Source organism: Spirosoma oryzicola, from assembly GCF_021233055.1.
GTDB classification, from domain to species: domain Bacteria; phylum Bacteroidota; class Bacteroidia; order Cytophagales; family Spirosomataceae; genus Spirosoma; species Spirosoma oryzicola.
Genome location: NZ_CP089542.1, coordinates 15,491 through 35,823 on the forward strand (window position 1 = coordinate 15,491; position 20,333 = coordinate 35,823).

Sequence of the window (20,333 nt, forward strand, 5' to 3'; positions counted from 1 at the left end):
GATTGCTTTATCCGCTTACAGGGTGCCATTGTATTTCTTGCCGGTCTAGTTCATTTTCCATTTCATGGAACAGTTCGATATCGATTTGCTGCCGGTCCCGCAGATTGATCAGTTCATCTCGCTGCGCCTGAATGCTCGTCAGCATCAACTTTTGGTTGAGTTGGTGCTGGTCCAGCAGTGGTGCCGTTTCAGCGTTTGCCAGTTCTCGTACCCGCATCTGGTGCTGAGCAATAACCGCCTGGACGGCAATCCCTGTCAGCTTATCCTGATCAATCAACCGCTGCACCTGCATCAGTGCTCGCTGAGAAAGCTGTTTTTGTACCTCTTGTCGGGACAAATAATCAGTGGAAGGTTGCCCAAACGCCAGCGCTCGAATAACAAGCGGTAATAGTATTCCCTGTACGACCAGCGTAAACAGAATGACGCAGAAGGTAATAAACAAGATCAGGTTTCGTCCTGGAAACGGACTACCGTTTTGCAGTTTTTCGGGTATGGACAAAACAGCGGCTAGCGAAACAATGCCGCGCATACTGATGTAAGCCAGCAATGTCGTATACCGGCGGGACGGAAAAATAGGTGGCCGGTGGATCAGGCTGCGGATCTGGTTTGAAACTGTGTCAGCCATGAAAATGTACACAAACCGAATGACGACAACTGCCAGGCTGATCCCAATGCCGTACACACAAAGGTAGTCTGCCGATTGCCCTCGGATGGCATTCACTACGTGCGGTAGTTGCAGCCCAATAAGGATAAAAATCAGTCCGTTTAGCAATACGATAACAAAATCCCAGACGGCTACTGCCTGCATGCGCACGATCGGACTATGCACCCGCGACTGCTTGTGACCAATGAACAAGCCTGCGGTTACGACACTTAACACACCGCTGAGGTGCAGGTGCTCCGCAACCAGATAAGCCAGATATGCCGTCACAAACGTCAGTACCGTTTCAAGAGCGGGTTCCAACTTGGCGTGTTTGTGGATACAAAACGAAATAAATCCGAGAGCCAGCCCTGTACCGATACCACCAACAGACAGTATTACAAATTCCAACAGAGCGTTCTCCAGGGAAAATGTTCCGGTAGTAACCGAAGTCAGGGCAAGTTGTAGCAGTACCAGCGCAGAGGCATCGTTGACCAGGCTTTCTCCTTCCAGAATCGTGACAATTTTACGGGGTACCGACTGCGTCTTCATTATCGTGGTCGCAGCAACGGCATCAGAGGGAGAAATAATAGCGCCCAGCAACAAACCCATCGATACCGTAAATCCCGGAATGATAGAATGGGCCAGCAATGCCACGCCCAGGCTGGTTACCAGTACCAGTCCTAGGGCCAGCACAATGACGGGTTCGACGTACTGTCGGAAATCGCTCCAATTGGTGTACCAGGCCGCGCTATATAGGATGGGGGGCAGAAATACCAGCAACACCACTGACGGATCGAGTACCACACGGGGTAAACCCGGAATGAAGCCGATTACTAAGCCGCCCACCGTTAGCAGAATTGGAAAAACCAAATGAATACGTTGAGCCAGTAGGGCTAGCCCAAGAACGAAGACGAGAAGCAGGATTACCGTTTCTAATGAATGCATCGCTACAAGGAATACATCACTCAGCCATTGATGGCACAAAGTGGGAGTGAGGTCAAAAGTAATGCGTAGTAGTGCTGGCTTACCGGTAAGAAATGATGATTATGTGGTATATTAAGCGGAGATTTCAAAATGCTCGTTGCCGGATACTAGCTAAAAAAACGCATGTCAAAGGGGCGTTGTAGGAGAACACGGATTGGGTAAAAACGCTAACCGGTGTGGACGCAGGTCTAAAAAAATTAACTAGCAAGGAGCCGGTATAAATCAATGACTCAAGAGTATGGAGTACGGTTTAGGCTGTACGGCACGCCCGGTAAGGTCAAAACGATGAATAGCGTCCATCAGCCGTTACCGCCTTAAGAGTATGCGGAGTTTTTTCATCCGGGCTTCGAGGGTCGTCGGTTTAAGGTTGAGCAGTTCAGCGGCTCCACCGCGTCCCCGAATACGGCCCCCCGCCTTTGTTAAAGCCGCCAGAATTGCCTCCCGCATGGTTTCGTCAATAGGCTGGACGTGCTCGACCCGTGGGCTCGTTCCCATCGACAAGTCAGTCTGGAGCGCTGACTGTAGCGGTTCGGCTAGTTCTAGTATGGCAGACCGTGCTAGGATAGCGGCTCGCTCCAAAACGTGCTCCAACTCGCGAATATTTCCCGGCCAGGAGTAGGTAAGTAGCTGATGTAGCGTATCGTTGGCGATACCGGTCAATGGCTTACCCAGCTTTTTACTGATGCGTCGCAGGAAGTGCAGGGCCAGCGGTTGAATATCATCCGTACGGTTTCGCAAAGGCGGCACCACAATCGGAAACACGTTCAGCCGGTAATATAGATCCGAGCGAAACCGACCCTCAGCTACCTCTTGCTGGAGGTTCCGGTTTGTAGCCGCAATGATGCGCGCGTCGATCCGAATAGGACCTCTCCCGCCGATTCGTTCAATTTCCTTCTCCTGAATGGCCCGCAGGATCTTCGCCTGTAATTCAAGGGGGAGTTCGCCAATTTCGTCCAGAAACAAGGTTCCTCCGCTGGCCAGTTCAAACTTTCCAATCCGCTTTTCGGTCGCCCCCGTAAAACTGCCTCGTTCGTGTCCGAAAAGTTCTGATTCGATTAGCTGCGCGGGCAAGGCGGCACAGTTGATCTTGATGATGTCCCGTTTCTTACGCGATGATAGATTGTGCACAGCTCTGGCTACCAGCTCTTTACCCGTACCTGTCTCGCCCAGAATCAGCACAGTAGCATCGGTTGGCGCCACCTGACTGATGTTGGTAAATACTACCTGCATAGTAGGACTATGGCCAATAATTTCACCAAAGTTATGACTCGTTTTTATCTCCTCGACCAGATAAGTTTTCTCCTGTTCCAGCCGCTCGCTTAGCATTCTGATGCGCTCAAAAGCAAGCACGTTTTCCAGGGCCAGTGACATGTGCTGACTAATATCCTGCAATGTGTAGAGGTCTTTGTAGGTAAAAGCATAATGAGCTTTGCTAGCTAGAATCAGTGAAGCCACCGGTTGTTCACCATTGGAAATGGGCACGTATATGAATGATTGCAGACCCAGTTCTTTTCGGTATAGTTCACCGACCACATTGTCCGTTGCCTGCTGGGTAAATTGAAGACCCACATGAAGTGTAGGCTTCATCAGACAGGCTTGCATTCCGACCAGAGCCGCTTCCCAACTGGAAGGGCTGATGGTTGAGTACAAAGGCAACGACTGAGAGTCTAATGGTTCAAATCGTCCTTTGATTTTCTGTACCGTGCTGAGTATATCGGCCCCCGAAGTTTGCAGGCCATTGATCCGGTAAAGAGCAAGTAAATCAACGGGCAGCAGCTCATTAATTGCTTGAGCGACTAGTACAAGGATAGCGCTCATACTGGCTTCGCTCCGAAAGGCGTTGGCAACAGCTAGTTCAATTGCCTTAATCTGCCTGCGCGTATCGAGTTCCTGGTAAGCCAGCAAATTATCCAGCGTCAACGCAATTTGCGGGCAGATCAGATCAACTGTTTGGTAATCTTTGGCCGAAAATCCATCGGTCAGCGTACTGGACAACGTGATGGTTGTTACGGCATTGCGCTTCAAGGAAATTGGAAACAAAGCCAAAGACCGAACGTTGAATTTATCCCGGTAGGCGCGCGCGGTTACGTACGATTGACAAAGTTGGTTAAACGTTTCTCCACTAAATACGCCGGTTTTTTCACTCAGCTGGTCTGGCGCTTCCTGATCGAGCTTTTTAAGAAACGACTCGTCGGCTTCATCTTGAAGTAGGGTTATAAGGCTGATTTTACTGAACGTGTTATCAGCGTTTTTTTTCAGCATCAGCCAGTAAAACGACGATTCTTCGGGCAGGCCAATCTGTAGGGTGAAAAACGAAAAAGGAACAAAGCGGTTGATCTGGTCTGCGATGGCTAAGCAGAACTGCTCGCGATCCTGCATGTTGATGCTGGCGTTGTTGACAGCGATCTGAATACTTTGTTGTTGACGTAATTTGGATTCTTCGCTATGTGCGTAACGGTAGCGTGCTATTTCCAGCGTCGACAAGACGTCTTTTTCCCGAAACGGTTTTGTCAGAAAGCCGAACGGCTGTGTTACTTTGGCTTCCTCGAGCAAGCCATCCGTCAGATTAGCTGACAGAAAAACAAACGGAATAGCCTGCTTATTTAACCGATGGGCCAGGTCTATACCTGTTTCATGACCATCAAGGAAAATGTCCAGCAGTACAATATCAGGACGTTTACTGGCAATCTGTCCTTTCGCTTCTTCTACAGATCCGGCAATTCCATCGATCTGATAGCCACCTTTCGTTAGAATACGCCGTAAATCATTGGCGATCAAAAATTCATCCTCTACGATGAGCAGTGAGGGGAGTGGTGTACGTTCGTTGGCTGGCAACATATCGACTCGGTGACGGTAGCAACACGTAAAGATAAGGCTCCAATGGCTCTCCAAGTATTACCTCCAATATAATGGAGTCTCCATTATATTGGAGGTAATACAGTTGTTCTTTTCTATTCTTAAATTATTGATAATCAGTGTATTGTTCGAGAACTGGCTTTGGTGAGTAGTTGTGGCACCATCTTAGCCTCAGAAGTTAATCAGTACCCCATCCTCTAAAACTTACTACTTATGAAAGCCTTTATTCCGCAACAGTATCTGTGTGTAGAACACCTCGACTTAGATCGATGGGTCACAATCACTCGGTTCTTCGACTGTTATGAACTCATTCTGATTCGGTCAGGAAGAGGTCAGTATCTGGTTAACGATGAGCAATTTTCTTATCGATCAGGCGATGTTTTCTTGTTGTGCGCGCAGGACCAATATAGGTTTCTGATAACACAGCAAACGAGTCTTTACAGATTGTGTTTCTCACCACTCTACATCGCTAGCTTACTAGCCACAAACGATCAATTATGGAATTATATCAGCAGTACTACTTTGCGGGGCCTGGGGTCAATTGCCAGCGAAGTCACTGATCAGGTCAATTTACGGGTGCTGGTTTCAATGATGCTATCGGAAGAACGCAGCCTTCGTCCCCTGATGGATAATCCTCTTGTTGAATCACTGATGAAGATTATTCTGAGTTTGGTCGACCGCTTACTTAGCGAACAAGGAACCGTTGCTACGTCTCATAAAACCTTTTCATCGAACCTTAGCCGCCAGATCATCGCTTACATTAGTCAGCATATTGGAGAACCGGATCGGTTGCGCATGGATACGATTGCTGATACCTTCAACTATTCACCCGGCCATCTAAGCGCTCTGTTCAAACAGCAAGTTGGGGACTCTATTCAGCAGTTTATTATCCGGCACAAACTAAAACTGGTCGCAATAAAATTGCGACAAACCCCGCTGACCATTTCTCAGATCGCTGACGAGTTCGGCTTTACCGACGTTTGCCATCTCAACAAGCTCTTTAAACGCTATTACAAACACACACCTACCACCTATCGCCAGATTCTATCGGCTTGAGCTGACTATAGGACTCACGCAACATATTAGACGATTTAAAATAATAAAATCAGGATAGCCAGCAGACGGGATCAAGGTAAACGATCCGTCTGCTGGCTATCCTGATTAATTTTTCTACGATCAAGCGCTCCTTTTCGAACGACATTCTCTCTCAATTCCTGAAAGAAAATTAATTAGAAAAGAAGTCACCTGTTTCGGGTTAGATTGTTTCGATCCCGCATAAAGAAGATAGCGGTCATTAGCCAGCTAACCAGCGCCAGGGTCTTAATCCAGAAACCGTAATCCAGGTGGGCAGGACCAGTAAACCGAGTCCATTCCTGAAAGTAGTTATTCACCAGACTGTAGCCTAGCCAGGTCGTCGCAACACTGCCTCCCACGAGGCTCAGCCAAAAAAATTTATAATGCATAAGGTGGCTTACGGTTGATGTCTCCAGTATTTGCGAAGACCCAAATATCCTCCAATCTGTTGCGGATTAGCCAACAATCGTCCCTGATCGTACCCTAACGAGACAAGTACTTGGGTTCCTTTTGTGCCGGAATGAACTAACGAACCCAGCGCCGACCACTGATCGGTGCCAGCAGGAAAAGGACTAGAGAATGTGCCATAGTTGCGGCTAAAAGAAACTTTTGATTCAATGGCCCAACGAGGGCTTAGCCGGCCTGACAAAGCGCCATACAAAGCCCACACCCGATTATTATTAGTGCCGTGCACGCCTTCGATAAGTTGATTGTCCGCTGTGTAGCCCGAAAACGGTATGCGGGGCAAATTACTGGCAGCATCACTGCTCTGGGTTATAAAGGGCGTACCAATTGTGCGTCCCTGATACGACCAGCTGGCCGGATACTGGCCGTTCAAAAAATAGTTTTCTGCTTCCCCACCCAGGCTGCGGCCAAACTGAAGTACGCCCTGGTTTCCTGAGTTAAACAACTCCAGCACTGCTTCCCGTAAAAAACCCTTTGGTGTGTCTCGCACATACCGCAAACCGTATAGACCATCCTCGATATTACGGAAGTTGTAGAGCTTCCGGCCCAGGTCATAAAAGTGTTGCTGGTAGGCGCGGAGGGTTCCTTGAGCCAGCTTGATGTCAACCGCTACCTCGGCTGTACCCCGGTGGTCACCTACCCGGTTTTGGTCAAACGTGGTAAACTTGGTACGGTCTTTCAGGGCGTCGGTTTTGAACGGCAAGACTACGTTGACAAACGCATCCCAACTCTGGGCTATCTGTCCGTTGAAAGAACTAGTGGGGTCCTGCTCAAGGAAAGGCGCATACCCGCCCCATTGGGCAAAATGAGTAAAAGCCCCGTAGAATTGAACCTTCGCCTGTGGTCGGCCCAGCCGAACAAAAATTGCTTTATGGTGGAGGTAAGAACCCCGCACATAGCCGTCGTCACCAAACCAGCCGTGACCAATAAAACCTTTCAGCGCAACCCAACCTTTGGTGAAGCCAATTGGAACATACTCGGGAAATCCAATTTGCACCTGAGGGATGGGCAGTGTATTGCCCGACCAGATGTAGGAGCCCGACGAGAGCGCACTTTCGGCCAGACCTACCCGCTGCCGTCGCCGACCGGCGAATAACTCGGCGATACCCCACCTGGCTTTGACATAGGCTTCAACGACCAGCAACTGGTTTACCTGCCCGACCTGCCCGGCCAGCTCAACACCGTAGCCTAGGTCTGTTTTACGCCGATTAGTTAATGAATCCCTTCCGTATGAGCGGTTTACATTAAGGCGAATGAGCCCCGTTGGTGTGGCTTTCGGGACAACACCGTACTGATTCGTCTGCATCCAGAAAGGGGTTACCCCTGAAGAAGAGGCCAGACCGCCTGCTTCTACGAATCCTCCCCATCTTGACGGAATTGTGCGGGATTGAACAAGCGATGGGGTCGGGATGGTCCAGCGCAAATTTGATTTTGAAGGAAGACGGTTAGGTCCCTTTAGCGAGTCAGCCGGACTGGCAAGGAGTGGGACTATAGTCACCCCCAGGAGGAGAGCAGATAAACCGTATCGGCTATTCCTGAGTAAGCGATATTTATTTCGATTGAGCAACATAAAAAAGAGACAATGGATCAGTAGAGTGGGGGATCGGAAAGTAAGTAGCTCGGAATTGACCGTAATAGTACGGGCCAGCTCCAGGTAAGAAGCCTCGTTGCAGTAGCTTGAAAACAAGGATAATAATATGCACGCTAATGGCTGATGGGGTAAGCGTAATCGTGACTATCTAGCTCGTTTCGAACGAGTTAGTGTAAAAGCGGAATGAGCAGATCGTATTCAAACGATTACCAGATTAGCCGAGCCGATCAAATCTGCCAGACTGAACACAGTAAATGCCATCGTCGTCGCGTGAGTAGAGGAGAAACGGGAAGGATAGGTTTCTGAATCCAGACGTAAACAGTATTGGAGGAAATAGGGGTAAAAGAGCTGGTTTCGACTAATGCATCATTATTTGCTATCCGGATATGATCCGATGGTTTAGCCGATTGACTATGCAGGTAGGTATCGAATACGTCACCAAAGCTATCGCCAACGTCGCCCGGATCAACTTCCAGAGCGGCCATGCAGTAAAATAGTCCAACCAGTAGCAGCAGGATAAACCGGGTGTAAGACACTGATACGTTACCCAAAGCGGACTGATTCGCCGTGTGTCGGGGAACGGGAGTTGTCGCTAACGAACTCAGACAGGAAGGAGAGGCAGGCAAGTGAGAAGAATTGGAAAAGTCAGATACGTTGGGTTCCAGCTAATGCACACCTTGTACACTCAACTGAGTTCGTATTCCATCGATCCGTCGTCTTGATACAGGCACAAATACTTCGTTGCTGAGTGTTAGCTGATTGGAGCGGCCCTTCAGACTATCCAACGAAATAATATGTTGTGGATTTACTAGGTGCGATTTACTGACTCGCAGGAAGTTAGGAAGCTGCAACTCAAATAATTTGAGCGTCTGGCTTACGACAACGGGTGCAGATTTCCCTAAAAAAAATAGGCGTGAATAATTTCCGAAGCCTTCGAAATGGGAGATTGTCTCGCTTTGAACGGGGGAAGCTATTCCCGGAATCTTAATAAGTTTTGACAATGGAGGGAGAGGTGCATTCATAGAGACTCTGGTCAATAAAGTGGGTAATAAAAACAGTGGGGTGATCTTTTGACGATTATTTTTCAGCAGAGTAACAAGTCACTTACGCCGTTCTATACTTTTTGTCGCTGTTTTCTCCAATTGGTGAAGCCGTTATTGGGGATCGTCAAGCCCAAAAACGTATATGCTTCCACGTCGGCGCAATTCCGCTACCAAACCATTACTAAAATCATTCTAAATTAGAGCAAAGCCTTTCAATGCTTAAACTCAAGGACGTTGTCTGCAAACCATAGTCGGATTGTGTGTATTTCAACACCAAGTAGTGTAAGTTTATTCTCTGTAAGTGTAGAGAATATTCTACAATTATGGGTATATATATGTACATGTATTCCTCTTACTAAGCTATTTATTTTACTCGCCTATTTTTTATTATATGGTAGTCCAATCCAATAGAAATAGGTTGATCTGCCCTCGACTAGCCTGTAAATTTTACTAAAGTTGTTCTGCTTTTTACCAGGTGCGACTTGCTGATTTGTCTCGGATAGTTTAGGTGCAAGAGTTAATAAAATTTATAATAAAGCAGTTGTGCTTTTTCAGTATGTAACGTATTTAGTTTCTTACCCTTATTTAACAACATGATTGGAAAGAACGATTGGTCGCCACCGTGCAGTTTATCATCGGGACATTGGCATGCACAGCCTAGATTTCTGATCAGGCTACGATTAACGAAAGAATACGCTAATAAAAACGCCCGAATCAGTGACGATCCGGGCGCTGTTGGTTGAGGGTGTGTTTAGAAAAATTAGGGTCGTAAAAGTTTGATTTGTTGGCGGTGGGTAGCCGTACTTACTTCCAGTAGCAGCATCCCTTGCACGTTGCTCAACGGTAGGCTCACCCGTTCTACTAAACCAGCTTCCTTAATGGAATGACCGTTTATCAATTTCCCCTGTAAGTCAACCAGCTTCAGTTGCACCGTCTGACCACTAGCTCCGCTGATCTCTACCTCGGCCGACGAACCCACCACGGGGTTGCCCAGCACCTTCACCACTAGCAACGAGCCTGCTTCCGGCACTGCTTCACGGGCATTACCGCTACCCGTGGGTTCGGTGCCGTAGAAGATCACCCCGTTCTGATACGCCGTGATGCGGGCGTTGAGCGTGAAGCTGCTGTTGTTGATGTACGAATAATCGTCGCTCTGCACGAAACGGCTGTAGTCCTGCTTGGTAGCCTGCACCTCCAGCGGGCCTGAGTCACTGTTGGGAGCCAGACTGCCCGTTCCTCCGCTAAAGCTGTACTCGATGTAGCCCGTGGCCCCCTGACGAGGAGTTGCCAGCGCTACATACCGTAGGCTGAGATTACCCTGCCCGATAGCTACGTAGTTTTTCTGGAAGATCAGGGGAATGTTATTTTCGGTAGTCAGCCAGTAGCGCAACGTGATTGTGCTGTACGGGATCGGCGTGGTACCCGCGTTTTGCAGCAACAGGTAAGGCTTGATGGTGTTGTTACCTAGCTGTCCGTTGTCGGGATCACGTGAGAGTACTTTGAGCGTGGGGGCCACCACCGTTACTGTGGCTGTAGCGGTGGGGCTGGTGCAGCCGTTTTGGGTGCAGCTAGCGGTGAAACTCTGGCTACCGGTGTTGGCTGTCGAGACGGCCAGGGTGGTGCTGTTGCCCCCCTGCCAGCTGATGCTGCCCCCTTGACAACCCGAAACGGTCAGGATAACATTGCCCGTGTTCTGGGAGATGATCAGGCTACTCACCCCGGCAGGGTAGGCTCCACCTGACTGGGTCACCAGCGTGGGAGTGGTCGGCGTAGGCTTCACCGTGACGGTGAGTGCCGCCCGCTCGCTTTCGCACCCGCTGTCGCTGGTTTGGGTGACATAATAGGTGTTGCTACCAACCTGATTGGTGGCAGGCCTTGGTGCTTCGGGCAGGGGATTGCCGCTGGCATCATACCAGCGAAGTCTTGAGCCGCTGGCCGTCAAGACCGAGGCTACCGCGTTCTGACAGTAAGTGAGGTTACTGACTCCGGGGGCTGCTGGTCTGGCAATAACCGTCAGGGAGACGCTCGCTGTGGCGCTGTAACCCGCCGGTGTCGTTACCGTCAGCGTATACGACTGGGGACCTGACCCGGTGGCCGTCAGGCTCTGGCTAAAGCTGGTGCTGCTGGCGTTGCCCGTCAGTAGACTGCCTATACCATTGGTTATGGTGTAGCTGTACGGACCCGTTGTTCTGCCTACTGTAGCGGTGAAGCTAACGGGCTGGCCGCTACAAACCGGGTTTGGCTGTGCCTGTAGACCGGTGAGGCTGGGTGCCAGGTTATCAAATCGTTGAACGCGATAATTAGTAAAACCATCGGAGACGTAAAGGTTGCCAGCGAGGTTTATCCAGATATCCAGTGGTCTACTCAGCTGATTTACTCCGTTACCAACTCCATTTCCCCCCGCTACCGTAATGCCTTGCGTAGCCCCCGGTTTCCAAAGTTGGACGCGGGCATTACCCGTATCAGCGATGTACAAATACCCCGCTGCGTCTACGTAAAAACCTTCGGGATAAGTTAGCTGATCTGCCCCGTCGCCCCCTCCATTACCGCCCGCTACCGTAATGCCCTGCGTCGCGCCCGGTGCCCAGCGGGTTACACGATTGTTGCCATTCTCTAAAACAAAAAGATTACCCGTAGCATCCATGCCTACGTCTGTTGGCCCATTTAGCTGCCCAGGACCGCTGCCAGAACTACCATCGCCCGCCATCATAACGCCCTGCATAGCGCCCGGTGCCCAGCGGGTCACGCGATTGTTGTAATATTCCGCAACATAAAGATTACCCGCTTTGTCCACGTAAATACCTTGGGGGCCACTTAGCTGATTTGCCCCATTGCCACCTCCGTTACCGCCTGCTACCGTAACGCCCTGGCTAGCCCCCGGTTTCCAGCGGAGCGGCTCACGCGACTATTATTATCTTCAGACACGTAGATATTTCCATCTGTATCGACGTATACGCCTTCGGGCGCGTCTATCTGGTTTGCCCCACTGCCTTTTCCATTGCCGCCCGCTACCGTAACGCCTTGCGTGGCGCCCGGAGCCCAGCACTGGATGCGGTCGCTACTTTTATCGGCTATGTAGACATTACCCAGTGCGTCTACATAAATGCTTTGCGGGTTATCTAACTGACCCATATCCGTACCACCTCCATTGCCCCCGGCAACCGTGATGCCATTGGGATTGAAAGGCTGGGCCCGGCTTGCCGGGGCTCCGCTTAGCAGCAGACACCAAAGTAAAACAAACGATCCCACATGAGCCCATTGGGGGGCGCACCGTTGCTTCGAGCGAAGCCGACGCGGGGTATCAGTCAATATTGACTTAAACGAAACAGGTAGAAAAGAAAACATAGACGTTACTTGGATTAGTGACGGGCAAAGGTTCTCAAAAGCCTACCAGACGACTGTCGTAAATCGCCCAAAGACTATCCAGATTGTAACAGCCAGGGTTGCGTACGGCGTTTTTAGGCGAAAAACTAGTCTGTTGGTGAAGTTGTCCCCTCCCCTGTTTTCATGTTGATAGGATCATGAAAAATTTTTACTTTTCGTGATCCTATCCAGCTAGTCGATGAGCCTACTTTGTTTTGTCACTTCTTTTAGACTATCTAAACAAACGGGCCTACTCTGCTGGCTGATTGGTCTATTCGGGTTATCGTTTTCCCACGCCCAGAAACTCCCGCAACCCGAACTGATCACCGATCGGCAGGGGTTACCCCAATCGTTTGTTCCTTCCGTTGTGCAGGATCAGACGGGGTTTATTTGGGTCGCTACCCGAGACGGCCTTTGTCGCTACGATGGACAACATTTCCGGGTGTTTCAGCCTGATCCCGACGGACATCCGTCGATCTCCTTTACGGGCCTGGAAGATTTGTTTCTGGATTATCGGGGGCGTCTATGGATCACATCCGAGCGAGGAGATATCGACATTTTTGACCCAAAACGGGAAACGTTTACGAATTTTTCCAGAAGTGCCTTCTATCGAAAGGCGATCGGTTCTCGATGGCTTTACCGCTTTTATGTTGATCGTCGGGAGCGGCTTTGGGTTGGGTTTCAGGCTGAAGGAATCGTCTGCTTTGATTTGCGTTCAAAACGAACGCGCTTTTTTAAACACCAGCCAGACCAGCCACGGTCTCTGCGGAGTGACAGCATCATGCAGATTGGCGAAGCGGCTAATGGTACGATCTGGGTAGCCACGCGGGGCGGATTGGAGCGATTCGACGAAAAAACCGAATCGTTTACCCATTATGTCCACCAGGTAAACCAGCCCAACTCGCTACCGGACAATCAGCTGTGTGGCTTTCAACTGCGTCCTAACGGGGAGATTCTGACCGTATCGCAGCGGTTTGTGGGGCGGCTCGATCCAGCCACTGGTCAGGTCAAGGCTTATCCCTTACCTATTTACAACCCCGAGTGGTGGGACTGCCTGACGACGATGGATGCCCACGGAACGATGTACTTCAATCAGAACAACGTTCTGTACCGCTTTACGGATCAGCAAGGCCCGGTGATAGTCGATCAGCGGAACCATATCACTGACCAGTGCGCCAGTTTGTTTGTCGACCGCTCGCAGGTGTTGTGGGTCGGTACCAACGGGGCCGGTATTCGCAAATATGATCTGCGGGCGGCTGCTTTTCGGGCGGAGCCTTATACTGTCAACTTTTACAACGATGTGCTAAGTACGCATTGGCTCGACGTACCCGCCGATCAACTACCCACACCCGCAGATTTACGGGGCTTGAACAGCTACAACTTTCGCTACACGATCGCTCAAAACCGCTACCTATGGTGTAACGTAGCCAGTTCCAATGTATACCGGATTGATTTACGGGATAAGCAAAGCCGAAAATTTCCGCTTCCCGTTTCGTTCTACGAGGGCGATAATATCGATGCTGTTCCGTGTCCGCTGGCTACCGATCCGGCCAATCAGGTCTGGGCGATTTACCGACAGTGCGTTTGGACGTTTAATGAGGAACAGCAAAAATGGGTAACCCAGCCTTACCGGATTCCCGTCAAACCGACTTTCCACTTGCTGTCTTTTGTAGTCGACGAGCAGGCGCTGTGGCTGGCGACGAAAGAGGCTGGCTTGTGGCGGCTTGACCGCAAAACCGGAAAAATGACCCAATATGCCAATCAACCCCGCAACGCGCGCTCGCTAAGCAGCAATGCGCTGTTTTGCCTGAGCGAAGATCCACAAGAGCCTAGCCGACTCTGGATCGGCACGTTCGGCAGCGGTCTGTGTTTGTTCGATAAACGGTCGGGTACCTGCCAACGGATCGGTCAGCAGGATGGCCTGCCCAATAATGTCATTTACTCGGCGATTCCCGACCATCGGGGGTATCTGTGGATGGGCACCAACAAAGGAATCTGCCGACTCGACCGCCGGACGTTAGCTACCAAAACCTTTACCCGCGCCGATGGCTTGCTGGCCGACGAGTTCAACCGCTTCCACTGGCTGCACCTGCCCAACGACCGGATCATCATGGGTGGCCTGGAAGGTATCACCGCCTTTTATCCCCATCAGGTAAGCAACGATACGTTTAAGCCGTCGGTTGAACTCACCAGCTTATCCATCAATAATCAGCCGCTGTCCGCCGACCGGCTGGATTCCTTACCCATTCAGACCCTCAGCCGACTGACATTGCCGTACGATCAGAACTTTATCACCGCCGAATTTGCCGCGCTGCAATACAATCGACTCGGCAAAAATCGGTATCGCTACCGGCTGGAAGGATTGGAAACAAGCTGGAAAGAAACGGATCGTCCAGTAGCGACTTATACCAATTTACCCCCCGACGACTATGTGCTCGTCCTGAATGCAACCAATACGTCTGGTCAGTGGAGCCCGCAGGAGCGACGACTAGCTATTCGAATTCAACCTCCTCTCTGGCAAACTTGGTGGGCTTATCTACTCTACGGACTGACAGCGCTAGGGCTAGGCATTGCGAGTATACGTGTGTACGGAAATCGGCTCCGCTTGCAGCAATCCCTGGCTCTGCAACGGCGCGAGATAGCGCTCAAACAGCAGGAGGCCGAACAAATAAAGGCTGTCAACGAGCTTAAATCCAATTTCTTCGCTAACATAACGCATGAGTTTCGCACCCCGTTGACGTTGATTCTGGGGCCTGCCGAACGGCTAGCCCAACGGTGGCACGGCCCGGACGATCAGGCCCAACTGGCCACTATTGATCGGAATGCCAATCAGCTGTTGGGTCTCGTTAACCAGTTGCTTGATTTGTCAAAGCTGGAAGCCGGTGCCTTACCGGTAGTAGCGGTTCGCAGTGATTTAGGCCCCTTCGTAGAACAGATTGCCCAACAGTTCAAGGCGCTGGCCGACGAGAAAGCAATTAGGCTGACGGTGCAGAAGACTGGACTGGCAACGGCTTACTGGTTCGACGCTGATAAGCTGGAGCGGATCCTGTACAATTTGCTCGGTAACGCAATTAAATTCACGGATAGGGGAGAGGTTACGGTCCAGCTAAAAGGCGCTGAACAGGGTATTGAGCTGACCGTTTTCGATACCGGATCGGGTATTCCTGCGCATAAGCTTCCGCATATATTTGACCGATTTTATCAGGCAGACCAGACCTCCACCCGTTCGCATTCCGGAACGGGTATTGGGTTAGCGTTGGTCAGTGAGCTGGTCAGTTTACAGAACGGTTCTATCCAGGTCGATAGCGAGGTTGGGCAAGGAGCTTCCTTTACGATTCGGTTGCCCTACCGTTCCGCCGACCAGCCAGACGAGACGATGCCGAAGTCGCCAATTATTGGCGAATATACAGATGTAGAACCACCGACCTCCGCCGACCAACCACTCCTGCTGCTGGTCGAAGACAATGCCGATCTGACTCAATTTATCCGCCAAAGTTTGTACAGTGATTACCGAATTCTTCATTGCGCGAACGGACAGGCGGGGCTTGAACTGGCCCTTACCGAGCAGCCGGATCTGGTCTTGTCTGATGTATTGATGCCGATCATGGATGGCTACGCACTGTGCCGGGCGTTGAAAACGAACGTACAGACGAGTCACATACCCGTCATTCTGCTCACAGCCAAATCAACACGGGAAGACCGATTGGAGGGGCTAACGCTGGGCGCTGACGACTACCTCACGAAACCGTTCCACGTGGCCGAATTGCAGCTCCGGGTTCGCAACCAGCTCGACACCCAGCGTCGACTTCGTATTCGGGTACAGACAGAGTTGAGCCAGCCCACTACTGGACCTACATCTGACCAGCCAGCCATCGAGATTGACCCATTCTTAACGCAGTTGTATAAAATACTTGACACGCATTTAGAGGATTCGGCTTTTAGTATCGAGCAGCTGTCCGTGCAGGTTGGCATGAGTAGGATGAGTCTGTACCGAAAGATTAAGGCGTTGACCGGTCTGTCCCCCGCCGACGTCATTCGGCTCTACCGGCTGAAACGTGCCACGGAGTTATTGCAACAAGGGCTTGGTGTAGCAGAAACCGCCTGGCGGGTGGGCTTTGAAACGGCCTCGCATTTCGGCAAAGTTTTTCGTGAACAGTATAAAATGACACCCCGGCAGTTTGCCCAACAAGCCAGCCCCATCAAACCCTAGTCCGCCCTTTCAAAACCTCCGGGATGACGACCTGCTTCGATTCAGAGCGTAAATACCTGCGCTGATACAGGGAGAATATAAATTGGGCGATTTACGATAGTCCGACAAGGGGCTATTCGTCAACTTTGCCTTCACCCTAGAATCGTTTGCCGCTTACGATGTGTGCACGGTTTTTTTCTATCAGTTTAACCATAGCTCGTATGTCATCGACAGCCTCCTCTCAATTGGAATATCCTCCGGTAACTTCATCAGCGAAGCGCGCTGCCCTGCTCATTGGAAGCCTGCCCTTTGCTAGTGACGAAGAATGCATGAAACGGGCCTTCGACCTGCTAGGTCCTGTACTATTTTGCCTGCCAGACGGCGAGGTTGGCGAGAAAACACCCGAATTCCCCAAAGGGAACCGGATTGCCTGGGTGGTATACGCCCTTGAGAAACTGACGCAGGATAAAAGCAGCTGGAAACTGCTAAAAGAACCCATTCGAGGGACGGACGGTATGGCTGTCGATTACAATAGCTTTCAAAAGCTTAAGCCCTTGCACTCGCCTACTCAAATGCCCCAGCACGTTCGATTGGGTTACGACGACTTTTTTCGGCTCAATTACCCGATTTTTAGCCAGCTAAGAAAACAGCATAATCTGCCCCATCTGAAATTTCAGGTAGGTGTACCAACCGGTTTTGCGATGGGATTTGTGTTTGCCAGTCCCATTACTTGGTTACGCTATACCTATGCATTCAACACCGTTATTGCACGGGAAATCAACGCGATATTGCTCGAAGCGGGCCAAGACGTTGTCATTCAACTGGAAGTTCCCCCCGAGCTATACGCTGCTTATAAACTGCCCACACCGCTGATGAGCCTGGCGCTGTTGCCGATCCAGGATTTGTTGAAAAAGATTAATCCAGGTGCTCAGATTGGCATTCACCTGTGCCTGGGCGATTTTCACAATGAAGCGCTGGTTCACCCGAAAACGCTACATAAAATGGTTGCCTTCTCGAATCAGCTCGTCCAGAAATGGCCTACCCAGCATACACTTACTTATGTTCATTACCCATTTGCCGAAGGACAAATTCCTCCCTCGGTTGATGCGAACTATTATGCTCCACTAAAAGACATTACCTTGCCACAGGGCACTCGTTTTGTAGCCGGATTCGTTCATGAAAAGCGTACACTGGCTGAAAACAGGCAAATACTCAGCGCTGTCGAAGCGGCCTACGGACAAACGGTTGACGTAGCCTGTTCGTGTGGTTTAGGTCGGCGGACACCGGGTATAGCAACCCAGCTTATGACATTACTAGCACAGTTAACTCAAGCTTAAAAAAGAAGTGCTTTTGCCTAACGTTTCATTCGACCAGCACACCATAAGCCAGCACCCGGCGGTGAACAAGTTGGCTTCTGATATGCTGGTACAGGATATTGCTTCCGTTAACGTCGATTCAACAGTGAAGCGAATCCGGCAGATAGACTACCGTTTTTTGGGCGTACGAACGATCTCGTTCAGTAGAATAGTCAGGTCATTGTTCATCAACTGAAGTTCAGTAGCCAATTGCCCCAGCATTGTCGAGCGAATAGTCAAATCGTGAGCCGTATAAAAATCACCCTCGCCAAAATAATCAACTTCTTGACGATGGCGCTTCTGCGTTCGCTTTGCATCCACATCAAGGGAAACCAGAATGTCCCAGCGGCTCCGCAGTCCGTCGATAGGCGAGGGGTTACCAGCTGATTTAGGCTTGTTCAGATAATACCAGATCAGGGGCGGATAAACGGTCGATTTTACCGGATGAGTCCATATATCACGTAGCGGATTATTCAGGTGACGGTAGTCGGCTTTAAGCGGTTTTTGCAGCAAAGACGTAATGCCCAAGCTCGCTTCCGCCAACCCCCCACCAATACCAGCCCACTCACCGGCATCATCTTTATCCCTTAATTTGAGCAAACCAACTGTCAACGCCGTTAGGGCACCGGTCGTAATGGCACTAATGGTCATCCGTTTTTCCCGGCTACTTTCCTGCCGGGTTAGTAAGGTGGCCGTCAGCGTAGCCCGTTTACTATCGCAGTCGACCAAAGCAACCGCCGTGGCAATGTCGAAGCTAGCGAGTTGAAGCTGATCGGTTAGTTTTTGCCGTAGCGCCAAATACTCGTTCGACGCTGACTGATCCGAGTTCTGTTGTTCTAAAATCGTTGTGCGTACCAGCAGCGGGGTGAGTCCAACCGCCTGTGCCATCCGGAGCCCTCGTTCGCCGTAGCGATGCCGCAGCAGGGAGTCCTCCGCTGAGTTAGGCTGTAAGTCAACGGGGTGAAACACGTAGCCCGACGTACCGCTTGAATCAATCGCGCAATTGTCGCTAGCTACTTTGGTTAAGGTGGATGCGGTCTGCCGGGAAGTCAGACAGCTGGTAAGTGTTGTGGCAAAAAACAAACCTGTCAGGCAACAGGCACTGTGGTAAAATTTACGGTTGATCATCGAATCAATTCAGTTGTTGAAAAAGAAATGCTTGTTCGTTCCGAAGAAAAATCAGTTTTTCTGATCACTCGTTTCGGGAACGAAAAACCATAATACCGCCAGCGCGACAAGGGCCAGACCGGCTAAGGTTAGAAAAGCGAAGTTGTAGTTTGTGCGTTGTAGCAAGGCTCCCGCAAAGGCGTTGCTAAGTGAAGCGCCTAACCCAACAGCTGTGGCAATAGCTCCCTGCGTGGTGTTGAACAGGCCCGAACCGCGTGTCAGGTCCGAGACAATCAGAATGGACAGCACCCCAAAAATTCCGGCACCAACGCCGTCCAGAATCTGAATAGCCACCAGCAACATCGGGTCGCCCGTCAGCGTGTAAAGCAGTCCGCGAATGGGCAAGACGGCAAAGGCGATGAGCAATAAACGCTTGCGTCCTTGGGGTGCTAGTTTGCCCGTCATGTAACTGACAGGAATCATGACGAGCTGAGCAACAATAATGCAGGCCGACATATAGGCCGATGAAGCGCCAGCATCAATCCCTTGGGCTAATCGCTGACCGAGCAGAGGAAGCATGGCCGCATTGGCAAAATGGAATAGCACGCAGGCCAGGGCAAAAAAGAGGATCGATCGGTTGCCGAGGAGCGCCTGCCAGCCCGAGGGTTTATCATCGTTGGCCTGCTCCTCTTCCTCCGTACAGCCCCGGGCCAGTTGATGATCAATGTCTTTTTCCCGGATGCGCCAAACAGACAGACTACTCATGACGGACATGGCTGCCAGCAAAAGAAAAATTCCTTTTGTGCTCACATAATAACCCAGTAATCCCGCCAGCAGGGCAGCAAATACATTACCCGCGTGATTAAACGTTTCATTCCGCCCAACGCGTTTATCTAAGGCTTTGGGACCAACCAAACCGAGTGTAATGGCGGCAACAGCCGGGGTGAACCAGGCGGCTGCTACACCCATAATGGCCTGACCTCCCATGATCACTGGATAAGTCGGCATGGTAATCGTGATAACGGCGGCAAAGGCAATGAGCAGCGAAGCAATAATGGAATAGACGCGTTTCCGTTTAGTTCGGTCGACCAGCGCACCCGCTGGTGTCTGGGCAACAACGGTGGCAATTCCCATCACCGACATGGCAATACCAATGTCCTGCGCGTGCCAATGCAGGGTTGTCAACAGGTATATGGCCAGATAAGGGCCTAACCCGTCCCGAACATCGGCCAGGAAGAAATTTGCGGTGTCCAGCGCTCGTAGGCTTGTTGAGCTAGGCTGTCGAGTAGTCGGTTCTTGTGATAATTTAACCATCTTTTAATTATAGGCTAACGTTGTGCGAAATGAATGGTAAGACAATACGCTTTAATGGCGTAAATACCGTACCATGCTAAATCGACGCATTAATCCTTATACCACATCCTATGTTCCAGGAGAGAATCTGATTGCCCTTCTATCAACTACTTAGATGAATTGTAGAGAATAATACCTATTTATGTTACAGGATATACCCAAGTATAGCCAGATTTCCTTGGCGATTAGGTGGGCCAGAATATAGTGATAGGACATAGCCAGATCCGTGGTCAATCCTGCAAAGTAGTTGGGATGAATAAGCGACTAGCCGAAAAAGGGATATTGGTAGACTTTATAATTCGGTATCCTG

At 50.5% G+C, this 20,333-nt stretch carries 13 protein-coding genes; 3 read left to right on the forward strand and 10 right to left on the reverse strand.

What is annotated here, in order from left to right; translation table 11 throughout:
- Nucleotides 1–7 precede the first annotated feature (7 nt).
- Nucleotides 8–1,588, reverse strand: coding sequence for a Na+/H+ antiporter (locus tag LQ777_RS27165; RefSeq protein WP_232563574.1), 1,581 nt, complete (start codon nt 1,586–1,588; stop codon nt 8–10).
- Between the two features lie 345 nt (nt 1,589–1,933).
- Nucleotides 1,934–4,465 carry a sigma 54-interacting transcriptional regulator gene (locus LQ777_RS27170; protein ID WP_232563575.1) on the reverse strand — a complete coding sequence of 844 codons (2,532 nt, stop codon included), beginning with the start codon at nt 4,463–4,465 and terminating at the stop codon, nt 1,934–1,936.
- A 231-nt stretch (nt 4,466–4,696) separates the two neighbouring features.
- Between LQ777_RS27170 and LQ777_RS27175 the strand changes: the two genes are divergently transcribed.
- The gene (locus tag LQ777_RS27175) at nt 4,697–5,539 is read left to right on the forward strand and encodes an AraC family transcriptional regulator (protein ID WP_232563576.1); all 843 of its coding nucleotides are present in this window, start codon (nt 4,697–4,699) and stop codon (nt 5,537–5,539) included.
- Between the two features lie 185 nt (nt 5,540–5,724).
- Here the strand turns inward: LQ777_RS27175 and LQ777_RS27180 are convergent, their stop codons facing one another.
- The 6 genes from LQ777_RS27180 to LQ777_RS27205 all read right to left on the reverse strand — a co-directional run bounded on the left by LQ777_RS27180 (nt 5,725) and on the right by LQ777_RS27205 (nt 12,001).
- Nucleotides 5,725–5,946, reverse strand: a complete 222-nt coding sequence (locus LQ777_RS27180) for a hypothetical protein (protein ID WP_232563577.1) — start codon at nt 5,944–5,946, stop codon at nt 5,725–5,727.
- An 8-nt stretch (nt 5,947–5,954) separates the two neighbouring features.
- Nucleotides 5,955–7,445: a capsule assembly Wzi family protein gene (locus tag LQ777_RS27185; protein ID WP_232563578.1), complete on the reverse strand. Its 1,491-nt coding sequence runs from the start codon at nt 7,443–7,445 to the stop codon at nt 5,955–5,957.
- 395 nt (nt 7,446–7,840) lie between these two features.
- Nucleotides 7,841–8,239: a hypothetical protein gene (locus LQ777_RS27190; protein WP_232563579.1), complete on the reverse strand. Its 399-nt coding sequence runs from the start codon at nt 8,237–8,239 to the stop codon at nt 7,841–7,843.
- 39 nt (nt 8,240–8,278) lie between these two features.
- Nucleotides 8,279–8,635, reverse strand: a complete 357-nt coding sequence (locus tag LQ777_RS27195; protein WP_232563580.1) for a LytTR family DNA-binding domain-containing protein — start codon at nt 8,633–8,635, stop codon at nt 8,279–8,281.
- A gap of 781 nt (nt 8,636–9,416) precedes the next feature.
- Nucleotides 9,417–11,450, reverse strand: a complete 2,034-nt coding sequence (locus LQ777_RS27200) for a cellulose binding domain-containing protein (RefSeq protein WP_232563581.1) — start codon at nt 11,448–11,450, stop codon at nt 9,417–9,419.
- Between the two features lie 59 nt (nt 11,451–11,509).
- Nucleotides 11,510–12,001: an NHL repeat-containing protein gene (locus tag LQ777_RS27205; RefSeq protein ID WP_232563582.1), complete on the reverse strand. Its 492-nt coding sequence runs from the start codon at nt 11,999–12,001 to the stop codon at nt 11,510–11,512.
- Between the two features lie 217 nt (nt 12,002–12,218).
- Between LQ777_RS27205 and LQ777_RS27210 the strand changes: the two genes are divergently transcribed.
- Nucleotides 12,219–16,229, forward strand: a complete 4,011-nt coding sequence (locus tag LQ777_RS27210) for a hybrid sensor histidine kinase/response regulator transcription factor (RefSeq protein ID WP_232563583.1) — start codon at nt 12,219–12,221, stop codon at nt 16,227–16,229.
- Between the two features lie 200 nt (nt 16,230–16,429).
- Nucleotides 16,430–17,545 (forward strand): uroporphyrinogen decarboxylase/cobalamine-independent methonine synthase family protein, encoded by a 1,116-nt coding sequence (locus LQ777_RS27215; RefSeq protein ID WP_232563584.1) that lies wholly within the window; start codon nt 16,430–16,432, stop codon nt 17,543–17,545.
- A gap of 147 nt (nt 17,546–17,692) precedes the next feature.
- On the opposite strand, the gene LQ777_RS27220 is transcribed toward LQ777_RS27215, so the two are convergent.
- Both LQ777_RS27220 and LQ777_RS27225 read right to left on the reverse strand, forming a co-directional pair.
- Nucleotides 17,693–18,691, reverse strand: coding sequence for a hypothetical protein (locus LQ777_RS27220; protein ID WP_232563585.1), 999 nt, complete (start codon nt 18,689–18,691; stop codon nt 17,693–17,695).
- Between the two features lie 51 nt (nt 18,692–18,742).
- Nucleotides 18,743–19,984, reverse strand: coding sequence for an MFS transporter (locus LQ777_RS27225; RefSeq protein ID WP_232563586.1), 1,242 nt, complete (start codon nt 19,982–19,984; stop codon nt 18,743–18,745).
- Between the last annotated feature and the right edge of the window lie 349 nt (nt 19,985–20,333).